The following is a 14378-nucleotide window of genomic DNA, read 5'->3' as shown; positions in this document are numbered from 1 at the left end:
TAATCGGTGGCGCGATGGCGCCGGCCGTGCGGTAACGGCCGCCGACAGTGCGGCAAATGAGCGCCGGCGACATCGGGCCGCTGGTTCGAGAGGGGGAAATCGCTACGCTGAACGTGTCCGGCGTTCTGGTCTGTTTCGCCCAGAGCGACTTCGAGAGCGACACCGAGAGCGACACCGAGAGCGACCCCATCATGCAGATCACACTCTTCAGCGCCCAGCCCTACGACCGCCGTTTCTTCGAGGAGGTCCGCCAGGCCCATTTCGCCGACGCCGACCTTCACTTCGTCTATCAGGAGGCGCGGCTGGACGCGCAGAGCGCGACCCTGGCGGAGGGCAGCGACGCGGTCTGTGTGTTCGTCAACGACCGCCTCGATGCCGAGACGCTCGAAGCGCTCGCCGGGCTCGGCGTGCGCGCCGTGGCACTTCGCTGCGCCGGGTTCAACAACGTCGATCTCGACGCTGCGCGTCGGCTGGGACTCTTCGTCGCCCGGGTGCCGGCGTACTCGCCGGAGGCGGTCGCCGAGCACGCGCTGGCGATGATCATGACGCTCAATCGCAAGACCCATCGGGCGTTCAACCGCGTGCGCGAGGGCAACTTCGCCCTCGACGGTCTGCTCGGCGTCACCCTCCACGGCAAGACCGCCGGCGTCGTGGGGACCGGGCGCATCGGCCTCTGCATGGCACGCATCCTGAAAGGGCTCGGCTGCGAGGTGATCGGCTACGATCCCTATCCCGCCGACGCCTTCGCCGACTATGGCGAGATCGTGCCTCTCGACACGCTGCTGGCCCGCGCCGACATCGTCAGCCTGCACTGCCCGCTCACCGAGCAGACACATCACCTGATCGACGAGACGTCGCTTGCGAAGATGAAATCCGGCGCCATGCTGGTCAACACCTCCCGCGGGGCGCTGATCGACACTCCGGCAGTGATCGAAGCGCTCAAGTCGCGAAAGCTCGGGGCGCTGGCGATCGACGTCTACGAGCAGGAGAGCGAACTCTTCTTCCACGACCACTCCGCCGAGATCATCACCGACGACGTCTTCGCGCGGCTGTCGAGTTTCCCCAACGTGCTGATCACGGGACACCAGGGATTCTTCACCGCGGAGGCGCTCAGCGAGATCGCCGCGGTGACCTGTGCCAATCTCACGGCGTTCGAGGCTGGCGACGCCTCCCCCAACGCTCTCTGATCCTCTGAAACCGCCGAGCCTTTGACCCGCGTCTCGAACGCAAGGCGCCCGCGAATCGAACGCGGGCGCGAGAGGGGCCGAAAGTGAGAGCGGCGGAAAGCGAGAGGAGCCGGAAGCGAGTCGTCGTCGGGCGATCAGAGGCCGACCAGCTCGCCGCCCTGGGACTTCTGCAGCGAATCGTCGACGTCGATCACTCGGTCGCCGTAGAAGAGGTGCATCGTCGGCGCGAGCGCCTCGGGCAGGTGGCCGCCGTTGGCCTTGCGGAAGACGCCGTGCGGGACCACCGGCATACCCGGCTTGTGGCGGCCGAAGAGCGTCATGCCGCATTCGGCGCAGCCGTAACGGGTCATCTCCCGGTCCGCCATCTTGTGCACGAAGAGTTGGGATTCGTCCGGCAGCTCGATGTTGTCGTCCGACCAGGCGGTCAGCGAGGCGATGTCCACCGAGTAGAGGTCGCGACAGCTCGGACAGTGGCAGTAGAGCGAGAGTTCGGGTTCGCCGCGGGCGGTCAGGGTGACCTTGCCGCAGTCGCAGCTCAGCGCGTAGGTCTGGCTCATGTCGATCTCCTTGACGTGAAGTTCCGCCTCACAGCGTAGCTCTCCTTTCACGTCGGCTCACGCCTCGTCGCTCGCCGCTTCAGTTCTGCGGCGCGGCAAGCCCCTCCACGGCCAGCCGCACGAAGTCCACCGACGACACGATGCCGACTAGGCGCTCGCCTTCCACGACGGGAAGCGCGCCCAGGCGCTGCGTCAGCAGACAGCGACCGGCATCGGCCAGCGGCGAGTCCGCTTCGACACGAGGGCAGTCGCCGCTGATCAGGCTCGACAGTGCGACCCGTTCGAGATGGTGATTGAGCGATTGCGTGCCGAATTCGCCGGCGATGCGCATCGCTTCACGCAGTACCACCTTCTGATCGAGCAGTCCGACCAGGCGGCCGTCGTCGTCGACGACCGGCAGGTGGCGCACGCGATGCTCGCGCATCAGCTCGTTGCCGTCGTGCAGCGTCTGTTCCCGACGCAGTGTGACGACGTCGCGGGTCATGATCTCCGCGACGGTGGTGGGGCGGGAAGCGGACATGCGGCTACTCCTTCGAGGTCGACCGAGGCGCCGACGGGACGCCGGCTTTGCCAGACTCTATCGGCGCCGCAAAAGAGAAGTTGACCGCGAACGGCGAACCTAGCGGGTGAGCCGCTTCACGCCGTGGCGCTCACCGAGCAGCAGCACGTCCGCCGGTCGCTTGGCGAACAGCCCGTTGGTGACCACGCCGACGATGGCGTCGAGCTGGGCCTCCATCGTCTCCGGCGCGTCGAAGAGCTTGTCGAAGCCGTCGAGAATCCGGTTGCCGTTGTCGGTGAGCACGCCCTCGCGATAGACCGGCGTGATGCCGAGCTTGACCATCTCGCGGGCCACGAACGAGCGTGCCATGGGGATCACCTCGACCGGCAGCGGGAAGCCGCCGAGGGTCTTGACGTACTTGCTGGCATCGGCGATGCAGATGACGCGCTCGGCGCAGGCGGCGACGATCTTCTCGCGGGTCAGCGCCGCACCGCCGCCCTTGATCATGCGCAGCTGCTCGTCGATCTCGTCGGCGCCGTCGACGTAGACCGGCACCGTGCCCACGTGATTGAGCTCGAGCACGTCGATGCCGTGGGACTTCAGGCGCTCGGCGGTGGCTTCCGAGCTCGCCACGGCGCCGCGGAAGTCATGTCGACGCGCGGCGAGCAGATCGATGAACTGATTCGCCGTCGAGCCGGTACCGACGCCGATCACGGCGTCCGCGGTCAGCAGGCTGTCGATGTCTTCGAGGGCGGCGGCGGCAACGGCGCGTTTGAGATCGTCCTGGGTCATGTCGGCTCTGGCGGGCTAGGGGAGGGAGGCGGCCAGTATAAGGCAAGCGATGCGCGCTGCCGATGGCGCTGGACGCTCGGGGCGAGGGTCTGCTAACAATACCGGTCCTCTCAAGTCCCAGTCGTCATCCCTGAGACCCCGACTCCGGCCCGTTTTTCGTCAGGACATCCGAATGCAGCTCGAAGACCTCGTCAAGAAGATCCTCCAGGCCCGCGTCTACGAGGCGGCCCGCGAGACGCCCATTTCACCGGCACCTTCCCTCTCGAGGCGTTTCGACAATCGCATTCTGATCAAGCGCGAGGATCTCCAGCCGGTGTTCTCGTTCAAGATTCGCGGCGCCTACAACAAGATGGCGCAGCTCGACGCCGAGCAGAAGGCCAAGGGCGTGATCGCGGCCTCGGCGGGTAACCATGCCCAGGGGCTCGCCATGGCGGCGCGTCAGCTGGGGGTGAAGGCGGTCATCGTGATGCCGCGGGTGACCCCGGAGATCAAGGTGGCCGCGGTGCGCGGCTGGGGCGCCAAGGTCGTGCTCAAGGGTGACGCCTTCAGCGAGGCGCTCGCCCACGCCCGCGAGCTCATCAGTGAGCACGGCTACACCTACATTCCGCCCTACGACGACTTCGACGTCATCGCCGGCCAGGGCACGGTGGCGATGGAATTCCTGCGCCAGCAGTCCGGGCCGCTGGATGCCGTATTCGTGCCGGTGGGCGGCGGCGGTCTCCTGGCGGGTATCGCCGCCTATGTGAAGTATCTGCGTCCGGAGGTGAAGGTCTACGGCGTCGAGGCGGAGGATTCGGCCTGTCTCAAGGCGGCGCTGGCGGCCGGCGAGCGGGTCACCCTCGATCAGGTCGGGGTCTTTGCCGAAGGGGTGGCGGTGGCGCAGATCGGCGAGGCGCCGTTCACGATCCTGCGCGACAACGTCGACGGCGTAATCACCGTCAACACCGACGAGATGTGCGCCGCGGTGAAGGACACCTTCGATGATACCCGCGCTGTCTCCGAGACCTCCGGCGCGCTGTCGCTGGCCGGGCTCAAGAAGTACGTCCAGCAGACCGGGGCGAAGGATCAGACGCTGCTGTGCATCAATACCGGCGCCAACATCAACTTCGACCGTCTCCAGCACATCGCCGAGCGCACCGAACTCGGCGAACAGCGCGAGGCGATCCTCTCGGTGCAGATTCCGGAGCGGCCGGGTAGCTTCAAGCAGTTCTGCCATGCGCTCGGCCGACGCATGGTCACCGAGTTCAGCTACCGCTACGCCGATCCCGGTCACGCGCACATCTACGTCGGCGTCCAGGTCAAACCCGGCGGCGAGGATCGCGCCGAGGTGATCCGTCGGCTGCGCGAGGCGGATTATCCGGTCGAGGATCTCACCGACAACGAGCTGGCCAAGCTGCACATCCGCCACCTCGGCGGCGGTCGACCGCGAGAGGAGTTCCAGGAGGAGGTCTATCGCTTCGAGTTCCCTGAGCGCCCCGGCGCGCTGATGAACTTTCTCACCCACCTGCCGGCGGACTGGAACATCTCGCTGTTCCACTACCGCAACCACGGCGCCGCCTACGGCCGCGTACTCGTCGGGCTACAGATGCCCAACGGCGATCGTGCCCACGCCGAAGAGCATTTCGATCGCATCGGCTACCGCTACTGGAAAGAGACCGACAACGTCGCCTATCGCCTGTTCATGGCGTGAGCCCGTCACCGCCTCATCGCCGAGTCCCGAGTCCCGAGTCCCGAGTCCGGAGGATTTCGGCGTACGGGGCGGCCTTCTCTCGACGGCTGAATTTCCTGGTGCGGGGAGTCCATTTCGATTCCCCCTTTTTGCGTAAACTGCGTTATCGTTTGGTTACGAAAAAAGCTGGGCAAGATGTGAACTTCTCGCTTGTCAAGGTTTTCACCTCACCCTATAGTCGTGCCCGTCGCTGCGGGGGGTAGCGGCCAAGCAAACGCCGTGGAGTCGAGATGAAACGCAAACCCGATCTGGTGATGGCACTGGTACTGATTTTCGGCATAGGCGTCGTCGCCACGGGGTATGCGCAGACGCTGCTCGGCGCCTGACGCGTTTCAGACGACGATTCGGCAAGCACAGATACAGGAAGGCCGGCCGCGCCATGACGCGGCCGGCCTTCGTCGTTTTAGGCTTCTGGCAACGCCAAATCGTCCAGCGCTTCGGCTCAGGGTCTGACCAGGCGGGCGTCGCTGGCGATAGCGTCGAGCGGGACGTCCCAACGCGCCACCGGCAGGGTATCGACGCGCTGGCAGTCGTGCGCCAGGCCGATCAGCACCGGAGCCGGCCGACGATGACGCGCAAAGGCGAAGGTGCGGTCGTAGAAGCCGCCGCCCATGCCCATTCGGTTGCCGGCGTCGTCGAAGCCGACCAGCGGCAGCAGTACCGTATCCAGCGCCCAGGCAGGCAGCCGATTGGCGCGCGCGGCGCCGAAGCGGGTATCCGGCTCGTGAATGCCGAAGCGATTCGTCGTCATGCGGGTCGTCGCGTCGTAGCGCACGAACCAGAGGCGATTCTCGACCAGCGGTCTCAGTACCGGCAGATAGACGCGCGCGCCGCGAGCGCGTAGCCACGCCATGAGCGGACGAGGGTCGATCTCGCCGTCATTGGGCAGATAGAGCGCCACGCGTTGGCCGCGCTGGAGTTCGGGAAGTCGCTTGAGACGACGGCAGAGCGCTTGAGAGGCGAGTCGTCGCTCGCGAGAGGAGAGTCGGCGCCGGCGCCGGCGCAGCTCACGGCGCAGGGAGCGCCGGTCGTGTTCGAGACTGGAGAGTGCGTCGCATCCGCTAGCGGGAGAGGCGGCGGTCGAGGCGGTCTCGAATGACGATGAAGACAAGAGAGTTCCCCAGAGTGCCGCTGTCATTCTGGCCCTGAACCTACTGGTTCAAGGTGGGTGGCCGCAGACAGGCCTTCAGGCTTTCCGACGCGCGGACATGCACACGGGCCTGTCTAGCATTTGGCCCCCTGGGTACTGCGCATAGGCTCGAGGGACTTGTAACGACTGGCGAACACCCCAGGGAACGACACCATCCTAGCAGAGCCGGCCCGGATGCCCAATCCGCAATCGATTCGCGACGGAGGCCGACGCGCGTCAGCGACGCCTAGGAAGCGTCCGGCGTCTTGATGTCGGCAAGCGCCCGCTCCAGGCGCTCGCCGAGATCGTTGAGGCTCTGCTCGCCGGCGCGATTGGCATCGAGTGCGCCGAGCAGCTCATGGGTGATGTTGAGCGCGGCCATGATCGCGATCTTTTCGGCGCCGAGCACCTTGCCGCGGGAGTGAATGCCGTGCATGGCGCGGTCGAGATAGCGCGCCGAGCGCTTCAGCTGCTCCTGCTCTTCCGGCGGACAGGCGATCACGTAGGGTTTGCCGAGCAGGGTCACTTCGGTAGTGGGGCGAGACGTGTCGCTCATGGTTCGCTCCGGGATGGGCGTCGGGGTGGGCGTGAGATTCCGATGCGCTAAAATGGCGGGTATTCGCGTCGTACTCGATCGGGCGCTCACACTCGACTGATCGGTCGCGGCCGGTTGGTCAGCCACTATAGAGAGCCGCCCCATGGCGGTCAACGCGGCGCCGAATCGCCCCGGCGACGCCTGCGCTCAGGCGTCGTCGACCGCTGTCGCGCGGCTCTCCCCACGGATATTGTTCATGTCGATCATCAACGAACAGCTCGATTTCGCCACCGTCGCCAACGTCTTTCTCGCCCACGGCAGTCTGCAATCGCCCGCCTTCTTCGACGGCCGGCTCTGCGCCGAACTCGCGCTTGCCGATCTCACCGCCGAGCGCTGGCTGGAAGAGGTGAGTCTGGCGCTCAACGTCGATCAGCCCGACAACCGCGACGATGCCGACGTTCTGCTCGGCTGGCGCCGCCAGACGCTGGACGCACTCGGCGCCGCCGAGCTCAACTACGAGCCGCTGCTGCCGGACGAGCTCTTCTCGCTCGCCGAGCGCGCCCAGGGGCTGCGCGACTGGGTTCAGGGCTTCACCGAGGTGGTCAACGAGACCGACGGCGAGACGTTTGATAACTGGTCGGCGCCGCTTCGCGAAGCGCTCGAGGATCTCGGTCCGTTGAAGACCATCGAGGTCGACATCGCCGACGACCCGGAGAACGAGAACGATCTCTTCGCACTCACCGAACACGCGCGCATGGCGGCGATGCTGCTCTACACCGAGCAGCACCCCGGTGATCCGCAGGTCGAGCAGGTCGACGAAGAGAGCGCCGGTGCGGCCAACGGTGAAACGCCGCCGACGACCCACTGAGTCGCACCGCCGACGGGGCGCCCGACGCCCCTGACCCGATTGCCAGGAGATACCCGATGCCAGCCGAACATCCCGAGCGTACCGCGCTCGATACCCTTGATGCGCGCCCGGCGCCGATCGCGCTCGACGAGTACGCCGCCCGCCGCGAGCGGCTGATGGCCGAACTGCCCGAGAATGCTGCAGTGATCGTGCCCGGCGCCGGCCTCAAGACGCGCAACCGGGACAGCGAGTACGCCTTTCGCCAGGATAGCGACTTCCACTATCTCTGCGGCTTTCCCGAGCCGGACGCGCTGCTGGTGCTGCTACCCGGTCGGGAAGCGGGCGAGGCCGTACTGTTCTGTCAGGAGAAGGACCCGCTCAAGGAGGCCTGGACCGGCATTCGTATCGGCCCCGAGGGCGCGGTGCGCGACTACGGCGTCGACGAAGCCTTCGACAACGCCGAGCGTTCGCGGCTGAACGATCTGCTGGACGGCCGCCGCTCGCTCTACCTGCCGCTGGCCGATGCCTCGGCCATGGCGCTCGCCGAGAACGTGCGCCAGAGCCTGAGCGCCAGGGCGCGCCGCGGGGCGATCGCCCCCGAGCACTTCGGTGACGTCAGCGCCGTGCTTCACGAGCTGCGCCTGACCAAGAGCGAGGGGGAGCTTGCGCTGATGCGTCACGCCTGCCGGATCAGCGCCGCGGCGCACCGTCGGGCCATGCGCATGAGCCGCCCCGGGCGCTTCGAGTACCAGCTGCAGGCGGAGATCGAGCACGAATTCGTCTGGCACGGCGCCCGCGCGCCCGCCTACGGCACCATCGTCGGCGGCGGCGCCAACGCCTGTGTGCTTCACTACGTGGAGAACGCCGCCGAGCTCGCCGACGACACCCTGGTGCTGATCGACGCCGGCGCCGAGTACGCGCTCTATGCCGGCGACATCACCCGTACGTTCCCGGTCAACGGGCGCTTCACCGCGGCCCAGCGCGCGCTCTACGACGTCGTGCTCGCCGCCGAGGAGCGCGCCGTTGCCGCGGTGGCGCCGGGGGTGACGCTGGACGCGATTCACCAGGGCGTGGTGCGCGATCTCACCGCCGGGCTGATCGAACTTGGCCTGCTCGAGGGCGAGCTCGACGCCAATATCGACTCCCAGGCGTATCGGCGCTTCTATCTGCACTCGACGTCGCACTGGCTGGGCCTCGACGTTCACGATGTCGGCAGCTACCGCGTCGACGGCGAGCCCCGGGCGCTCGAGCCGGGTATGGTGGTCACCGTCGAGCCCGGCCTCTACGTGCCGGATGCCGACGACATCCCCGCGGCGTATCGCGGTATCGGCATCCGCATCGAGGACGACGTGGTGGTCACCGCCGAGGGTTTCGAGGTGTTGACCGGTGACGTGCCCAAGCGCGCCGACGAGATCGAAGCCCTGATGCGTGGCGACGACGTCTGAGCGATGGCGCTCGCCGCCGTCGTGGTCAGCGGAGACCGCGCCCATCGCGCCCATCAACAGGAGGCAAGTCCATGGATGATTCCCGCCCCGCCGACCGGGTCGACGTCGCCATCATCGGCGGCGGCCTGGTCGGTGCGAGCCTTGCCTGCGCCCTGGGCGAGCTTGCCGCCGAGCAGGGGCTGCGCGTCGCGATCATCGAGCCGCGCGCGCTGCCCGCGGTCAGCGAGCGTGTCTATCAGCCGAGCTTCGACGCCCGCGCCAGCGCCATCGCTTACGGGTCGCGGCGACACTTCGAGCGCCTCGGCCTGTGGGTCAACGATGAGGCCTGCATGGCGAGCGAGGCCTCGCCGATCCGCCACATCCACGTCAGCGAGCGCGGCCGCCTCGGGGCGTCGCGGCTGCACGCCGAGGAACTCGGCGTCGAGGCGCTGGGCTACGTCGTCCCCAACGCCTGGATGGGCCAGGTGCTCCATCGCCGGCTGGAGGCGCTGCCGATCGACTGGCGCTGCCCGGCGAGCGTCGAGCAGCTGACACCCGAAGCCGATGGCTACCGCCTCACTCTCGACGACGGCAGCGCCCTGACGGCGGGGCTGACGGTGCTCGCCGACGGCGGTCGCTCCGGTCTCAAGGCGAGGCTGGGGATCGAGGACGACCGCGAGAGCTACGATCAGACCGCGCTGATCGCCAACGTCGAAGTGAGCCGGGATCACGCCGGCTGGGCGTTCGAGCGCTTCACCGCCGACGGCCCGATGGCGCTGCTGCCGCTCGGTGAGGGGCGCATGGAACTGGTCTGGACCTTCGACAGGGACGAAGTGGGGGAGGCGCTGGCGCTCGGTGACGGCGATTTTCTCGCCCGTCTGCAGCGCGCCTTCGGCGACCGCGCCGGGCGCTTTCGCCGCGTCGGCGAGCGCCATACCTATCCGCTATCGCTGGTGACCGCGCGGGAGACCGCGCGTCCGCATCTGGCGGTGCTGGGTAACGCCGCCCACGCGCTGCATCCGGTCGCCGGGCAGGGCTTCAATCTGGCGCTGCGCGGGGTGATGGATCTGGCCGCGGAGATCGCCGCCGCCCACAGCGCCGGCGACGTCATCGGCTCGGCCGCCATGCTGGCGGCGTTCGAGGCGCGCCGCGCCCGGGACACACGAGCGATCGTGCGCTTCAGCGATGGCCTCATCCGGCTGTTCGGAATCGACCACCCGGTCATGGGGCACGCGCGTGCCGCCGGCCTCGTCGGCCTCAACGCCGTGGGGCCACTGCGGCGGACCCTGGCACGACGTGCCATGGGGATCGAACGATGAGAGCCGCGTCGCGCCATGGGGATCGAGCGATGACAACCCGCTCGGCATCACTGACCCTCTCGACACTGGGTCGTCATCAGGGTGCGCCGTTACCCGGCGCCCGTCAGGCAAGGAGTCGCGCAGGATGACCCAGGAAACTCGAGACGTCGCCATCGTCGGCGGTGGGCTGGTGGGCGCCACGCTGGCGCTACTGCTCGGCGAGGCGGGCTGGCGGGTCGATCTGTTCGACGCCGGCTCACGCCCCGACGAGGCGGCGACGCTCGGAGAAGGCCCGCCGTCGCTTCGCGTCAGTGCGCTGACCGCGGCCACCCAACGGCTGCTGACGTCGCTCGGCGTCTGGCCGTGGCTCGCCGCTCGGCGTATCGCGCCCTATCGTGGCATGGCGGTGTGGGACGCCGAGGGGAGCGGCGAGATCGCCTTCGACGCCGAGGACGTCGGCGTCGCCTCGCTCGGCACCATCGTCGAGAACGACCTGCTGCTGGCGGGGCTTCGTCGGCGGCTCGACGACCTGCCGAGCGTGACCTGTCACTTCGAAGCGCGCCTGACCGGCTACCGCCGCGAGTCGGGCGTCTCCACGCTCGTCTTCGACGACGGCGGCAGCTATCGCACGCCGCTGGTGGTGGGTGCCGACGGCGGGCGCTCCGTGCTGCGCGGGCTGGCCGGCATCCCGGTGAGCGAGCGCGACACCGGCCAGGTGGCGCTGGTCACCAGCGTACGCACCGAGCTCGGCCACGGCGGCATTGCCCGCCAAGCGTTTCTGCCCACCGGCCCGCTCGCCTTTCTGCCGCTCAACGTCGTGCCAGCCTCGAACGGCGATCCGTTACCCGGCAACGAGGCGAGCGATCATCACTGCTCGATCGTCTGGTCGACGACGCCGGGCGAGGCCAGGCGGCTGGCGTCTCTGGCCGAAGACGACGCCGGGCGCGAGGCGCTCGCTCGCGAGCTGGAAGCGGGCATCGGCGATCGGCTGGGGCAGGTGACGGTGATCGACGCGGCCCCGCATTTCCCCATCGTGCAGCGCCATGCCCAGCGCTACGTCGACGAGGGGCTGGCGCTGGTGGGTGACGCCGCGCACAGTCTGCATCCGCTGGCGGGGCAGGGGGTCAATCTCGGCATGATGGACGTCGCGGTGCTGGCCGAAGAGTGGATTCGCGCGAAAAAGCGCGGCGCCGACCCGGCGGATGCGCGAATACTCGCCCGCTACGCCCGCCGCCGGCGCGGCGACAACGCCGCCATGCTGGCAGCGATGCAGGGGTTCCAGCGGCTCTTCGGCAGTGCGCAGCCGGCGCTGCGTCTCGCCCGCAACTGGGGCCTCGGCGGCGTCGACCGGCTGATGCCGGTGAAGCGGTTGATGATTCGCCAGGCGCTGGGCGAGTCCGGGGATCTGGCCGAGCGCTGCCGCTGACACCGCGAGCGACGCGGGGCCCGCGTCGGCTTCGATCATCCGCCCCATCGACAACGGCTGCCCTCGGGCAGCCGTTGTCGTTGGTGGCTTTCGGTGCTGGCCATTGCCGGCTGGCAAGCCGGCGTGACGCCCGGTATCAGGGAGCGGTCGGCGCCTCGGCCTGGGGGCGCTGGATCACGTTGAGCGCCTTGAGCAGATTGAGGGCTTCGCCGAGCTGGTAGTCGTCGGCGGCCACCGGCGTGCCGTCCGAGTTGCGCGCCTCGCTGCCGTCGGCATTGAGCAGATGACCGCGCAGGTCGGATTCGCGCAGCTGGAAGTCCGACCCGTCCTCGACCTCGAGCCGCCCGCGGACGACGTGCACGTCCGGCGAGATGCCCTCGGCCTGGATCGAGCGGCCGCTCGGCGTGTAGTAGCGCGCGGTGGTGAGCTTCAGACCGTCGCCGTTACCCAGCGGCAGCACCTGCTGCACCGAGCCCTTGCCGAAGGTCTGGGTGCCCATGAGCACCGCGCGGCGCTGATCCTTGAGCGCGCCGGCGACGATCTCCGCCGCCGAGGCGCTGCCGCCGTTGATCAGCACCACCAGCGGTACGTCCGGGGCGACGGTGGCGGCGTTGGCGTTGAAGCGCATGTCGTCGCTGCCGAGTCGTCCTTCGGTATAGACGATCAGCCCCGAGCTCAAGAAGGCATCGGCCACTTCGGTGGCGCTGGAGAGCACGCCGCCGGGGTTGTTGCGCAGATCCAGCACCAGACCGTCGAGGGGGCCGTCGGGAGCGAGGGCTTCCAGCGCGTCGCGAGTCTCTTCCCCGGTGCGGCTCTGGAACTGGCTGATGCGCAGATAGCCGAAGCCCGGCTCGAGCAGACGGCTGGAGACGCTTTCCGAGCGAATCGATTCACGGGCCAGCGTCACCGTTCGCGGCTCCGGCTCGCTGCCGCGCAGCAGCGTCAGTTCGAGTTCGCTGCCCGCCTCGCCGCGCATCAGCTCCACCGCTTCCTGCAGGGTGAGGCTGTCGGTGGGGGTGCCGTCGATGGCGAGGATGCGATCGCCCGGCTGGATGCCGGCGCGTGCCGCGGGGGTGTCGTCGATGGGGGCGATGACGGTGAGCTGATCGTCGCGCAGCCCCACCTCGATCCCGATGCCGCTGAACTCGCCCTCGGTGGATTCCCTGAGAGATTCGAAGGCATCGGCGTCGAGATAGGCCGAGTGCGGGTCGAGCTCGCTGAGCATGCCGCGCATGGCGTTGCGCAGCAGTGTCTCGTCGTCGACCTCCTCGACGTAGGCGCGCTTGATGCGCTCGAACACCTCGGCGAAGGTCTGGACGTCTTCCACCGGCAGGCCACTGTCGTCCTGGGCGGCGTCGCCCGCCGACAGTGGCGGTTTGGCGGGAGAGGCCGGCATCTGCGCCGGGGCGCCGGGCGCACTCGGCGACTCGACGGGCGCACCGGTCTGGGCGCGGGCTGGCGGTACCGCGATGAAGGGGGCGAGGGCGAACAGCAGCGACCCCGCGATGGCCTGGCCCTTGAGCCGGCGGCGTGACGCTGGCCGGGTCTTCGATCGGCTGGAAGTCATGCGGTCTCCGCGAGACGTGCTGGTGGGTAGCGGCGGCGATGATGCCGACGCTGGCGTGACGAAACGGCGTTTGATAATTCAGCATAGCGCCTAGAGCGCCGGGTGATCCAGCGTCCAGTCCGCTTTTCCCTCGAGGCACTCGGGCCGTCAGCGCCGGGCGATCCAGCGGCCGGGGTCGATGGGATCGCCGTTCTGGCGCACCTCGAAGTAGAGGGCGGCGCGGGACTGACCGCCGGTGTCGCCGACCGCCCCCAGCGTCTGACCGTCGGCGACCTGGGCGCCCGGGCCGACGCTGAACTGCTGCAGGTGGGCGTAGAGGGTGAGCACGCCGTCGCCGTGATCGACGATCAACAGGTTGCCAAAGCCGCGCATCCAGTTGGCGAAGACCACGCGACCGGCATGCACTGCCTTGACCGCCGTGCCGGCGGGGGCACCGATGAGAATGCCGTTGCGGCTGACCCCGTCGCCCTTGCCGTAGCTCGAGAGCAGCGACCCCTGTACCGGCCAGGGGAGCTTGCCGCGCGTCTGCTCGATCGCGGTGGAGGGTGGCGGCTTCTTCAACGCTGCCAGCTCCTTCTGCATGCGATCGAGCAGGCGCTCGACGTGGGCGCGATCCTGGCTGAGATCCTCGAGCCGCGACTGCTCGCTGTCGTAGCGGTCGTCGAGCTGGGCCACCAGCGTCTGACGCGCGTCGAGACGCTCGGCAAGCTGCTGGCGCTGCGTGTCGAGGTCGGCCTCGACCTCGTCGAGCCGCGAACGCCGGGTCTGGATCTCGGCGAGGTTGTCGTCGAGCGCCCGGTTGAGATCGCGCAGGGCGTCGAGACGCTGCTGGCGGGCATCGGTCAGCGCGTTGAGATAGTGCTGCAGCCGGTCCACTTCGGCCGGGTCGTTCTGATTGAGCAGCAGCTTGAGCTGAGGCGTGGTGCCGAGTCGGTAGAGCGCATCGAACTGCCGCGCGAGCGCCTCGCGCTGGACGTCGCGAGCGGCATTGAGGCGCTCGCGCTCGTCGCCGAGCGACTCCACCTCGTCGTCGAGCCCACGCCGTTCGCGCTGCAGGTCATCGAGCTTCTGGTGCGTCTCGGCGATCGCCGTCTCCACACTCTCGAGCTCGGAGCGAGCGTCGCTTCGGGCGCTACGGGTGTCATCGAGCTTGCCCTGCAGCGCCTTGATGTCGGTGGCGAGGCTATCCAGCCGTGCCCGCGCTTCCTCGGGACTCGCCTGTGCGAAGACCGGCGCCGCGGGGAGCGTGACGCCGACGGCGAAGCTCGCGATGAAGAGCAGCGCGGGCAGACGCCGGCGCGAAAGGCGAGTGTCGAAGCGTGTCCGCTGACACCGCTCGACCGGCACGTGACGGGTCCCGCCCCTCACGAGCGGGCGGTTCCGTCGGG

The 14378-nt window shown here is 68.4% G+C and carries 13 protein-coding genes and 1 other RNA gene; 6 read left to right on the top strand and 8 right to left on the bottom strand.

Going from position 1 to position 14378, the window contains the following annotated elements:
* Nucleotides 1–56 precede the first annotated feature (56 nt).
* Nucleotides 57–1187 (top strand): 2-hydroxyacid dehydrogenase, encoded by a 1131-nt coding sequence (locus tag DOM33_RS12800; protein WP_338053856.1) that lies wholly within the window; start codon nucleotides 57–59, stop codon nucleotides 1185–1187.
* Nucleotides 1188–1321: 134 nt separating this feature from the next.
* Here the strand turns inward: DOM33_RS12800 and DOM33_RS12795 are convergent, their stop codons facing one another.
* From DOM33_RS12795 to rpiA, 3 genes are all read right to left on the bottom strand, one after another.
* Nucleotides 1322–1744: a GFA family protein gene (locus DOM33_RS12795; protein WP_110669572.1), complete on the bottom strand. Its 423-nt coding sequence runs from the start codon at nucleotides 1742–1744 to the stop codon at nucleotides 1322–1324.
* A 79-nt stretch (nucleotides 1745–1823) separates the two neighbouring features.
* Complete coding sequence (locus DOM33_RS12790; RefSeq protein WP_110669570.1) at nucleotides 1824–2264, bottom strand: CBS domain-containing protein; 441 nt, start codon at nucleotides 2262–2264, stop codon at nucleotides 1824–1826.
* A 99-nt stretch (nucleotides 2265–2363) separates the two neighbouring features.
* Nucleotides 2364–3035 carry a ribose-5-phosphate isomerase RpiA gene (gene rpiA, locus DOM33_RS12785; protein ID WP_110669568.1) on the bottom strand — a complete coding sequence of 224 codons (672 nt, stop codon included), beginning with the start codon at nucleotides 3033–3035 and terminating at the stop codon, nucleotides 2364–2366.
* A 172-nt stretch (nucleotides 3036–3207) separates the two neighbouring features.
* Between rpiA and ilvA the strand changes: the two genes are divergently transcribed.
* Complete coding sequence (gene ilvA, locus DOM33_RS12780; RefSeq protein ID WP_110669566.1) at nucleotides 3208–4725, top strand: threonine ammonia-lyase, biosynthetic; 1518 nt, start codon at nucleotides 3208–3210, stop codon at nucleotides 4723–4725.
* Between the two features lie 481 nt (nucleotides 4726–5206).
* Here ilvA and DOM33_RS12775 read toward each other — a convergent pair whose 3' ends face one another.
* The 3 genes from DOM33_RS12775 to DOM33_RS12765 form a co-directional block, all read right to left on the bottom strand.
* Nucleotides 5207–5782 (bottom strand): 5-formyltetrahydrofolate cyclo-ligase, encoded by a 576-nt coding sequence (locus DOM33_RS12775; RefSeq protein WP_239495382.1) that lies wholly within the window; start codon nucleotides 5780–5782, stop codon nucleotides 5207–5209.
* A 95-nt stretch (nucleotides 5783–5877) separates the two neighbouring features.
* Nucleotides 5878–6062, bottom strand: a non-coding RNA gene (gene ssrS / locus DOM33_RS12770) — 6S RNA.
* Nucleotides 6063–6140: 78 nt separating this feature from the next.
* On the bottom strand, nucleotides 6141–6449 hold the full coding sequence (locus DOM33_RS12765; protein ID WP_110669562.1) for a cell division protein ZapA: 309 nt from the start codon (nucleotides 6447–6449) through the stop codon (nucleotides 6141–6143).
* Nucleotides 6450–6684: 235 nt separating this feature from the next.
* Between DOM33_RS12765 and DOM33_RS12760 the strand changes: the two genes are divergently transcribed.
* The 4 genes from DOM33_RS12760 (at nucleotide 6685) to DOM33_RS12745 (ending at nucleotide 11423) form a co-directional block, all read left to right on the top strand.
* The gene (locus DOM33_RS12760; protein WP_110669560.1) at nucleotides 6685–7296 is read left to right on the top strand and encodes a UPF0149 family protein; all 612 of its coding nucleotides are present in this window, start codon (nucleotides 6685–6687) and stop codon (nucleotides 7294–7296) included.
* 56 nt (nucleotides 7297–7352) lie between these two features.
* On the top strand, nucleotides 7353–8720 hold the full coding sequence (gene pepP, locus DOM33_RS12755; RefSeq protein ID WP_110669558.1) for a Xaa-Pro aminopeptidase: 1368 nt from the start codon (nucleotides 7353–7355) through the stop codon (nucleotides 8718–8720).
* 71 nt (nucleotides 8721–8791) lie between these two features.
* Complete coding sequence (gene ubiH, locus DOM33_RS12750) at nucleotides 8792–10018, top strand: 2-octaprenyl-6-methoxyphenyl hydroxylase (RefSeq protein ID WP_110669556.1); 1227 nt, start codon at nucleotides 8792–8794, stop codon at nucleotides 10016–10018.
* Between the two features lie 124 nt (nucleotides 10019–10142).
* Complete coding sequence (locus DOM33_RS12745) at nucleotides 10143–11423, top strand: UbiH/UbiF/VisC/COQ6 family ubiquinone biosynthesis hydroxylase (protein ID WP_110669554.1); 1281 nt, start codon at nucleotides 10143–10145, stop codon at nucleotides 11421–11423.
* A 136-nt stretch (nucleotides 11424–11559) separates the two neighbouring features.
* Here DOM33_RS12745 and DOM33_RS12740 read toward each other — a convergent pair whose 3' ends face one another.
* Nucleotides 11560–12819: a S41 family peptidase gene (locus DOM33_RS12740; protein WP_239495381.1), complete on the bottom strand. Its 1260-nt coding sequence runs from the start codon at nucleotides 12817–12819 to the stop codon at nucleotides 11560–11562.
* Nucleotides 12820–13137: 318 nt separating this feature from the next.
* Nucleotides 13138–14358: a murein hydrolase activator EnvC family protein gene (locus DOM33_RS12735; protein ID WP_239495358.1), complete on the bottom strand. Its 1221-nt coding sequence runs from the start codon at nucleotides 14356–14358 to the stop codon at nucleotides 13138–13140.
* Nucleotides 14359–14378: the final 20 nt, after the last annotated feature.

This window comes from Salinicola halophilus (assembly GCF_003206155.1).
Classification (GTDB): Bacteria; Pseudomonadota; Gammaproteobacteria; order Pseudomonadales; family Halomonadaceae; genus Salinicola; species Salinicola halophilus.
The sequence above is the reverse complement of the archived record's forward strand: the minus strand, read 5'-3'. Positions and strand labels throughout refer to the sequence as shown.

Bases quoted from the DNA above. Each gene is read 5' to 3' on its own strand.
- DOM33_RS12800 (WP_338053856.1), top strand. From the start codon at position 57: ATGAGCGCCGGCGACATCGGGCCGCTGGTTCGAGAGGGGGAAATCGCT.
- DOM33_RS12795 (WP_110669572.1), bottom strand. From the start codon at position 1,744: ATGAGCCAGACCTACGCGCTGAGCTGCGACTGCGGCAAGGTCACCCTG.
- DOM33_RS12790 (WP_110669570.1), bottom strand. From the start codon at position 2,264: ATGTCCGCTTCCCGCCCCACCACCGTCGCGGAGATCATGACCCGCGAC.
- rpiA (WP_110669568.1), bottom strand. From the start codon at position 3,035: ATGACCCAGGACGATCTCAAACGCGCCGTTGCCGCCGCCGCCCTCGAA.
- ilvA (WP_110669566.1), top strand. From the start codon at position 3,208: ATGCAGCTCGAAGACCTCGTCAAGAAGATCCTCCAGGCCCGCGTCTAC.
- DOM33_RS12765 (WP_110669562.1), bottom strand. From the start codon at position 6,449: ATGAGCGACACGTCTCGCCCCACTACCGAAGTGACCCTGCTCGGCAAA.
- DOM33_RS12760 (WP_110669560.1), top strand. From the start codon at position 6,685: ATGTCGATCATCAACGAACAGCTCGATTTCGCCACCGTCGCCAACGTC.
- pepP (WP_110669558.1), top strand. From the start codon at position 7,353: ATGCCAGCCGAACATCCCGAGCGTACCGCGCTCGATACCCTTGATGCG.
- ubiH (WP_110669556.1), top strand. From the start codon at position 8,792: ATGGATGATTCCCGCCCCGCCGACCGGGTCGACGTCGCCATCATCGGC.
- DOM33_RS12745 (WP_110669554.1), top strand. From the start codon at position 10,143: ATGACCCAGGAAACTCGAGACGTCGCCATCGTCGGCGGTGGGCTGGTG.
- DOM33_RS12740 (WP_239495381.1), bottom strand. From the start codon at position 12,819: ATGCCGGCCTCTCCCGCCAAACCGCCACTGTCGGCGGGCGACGCCGCC.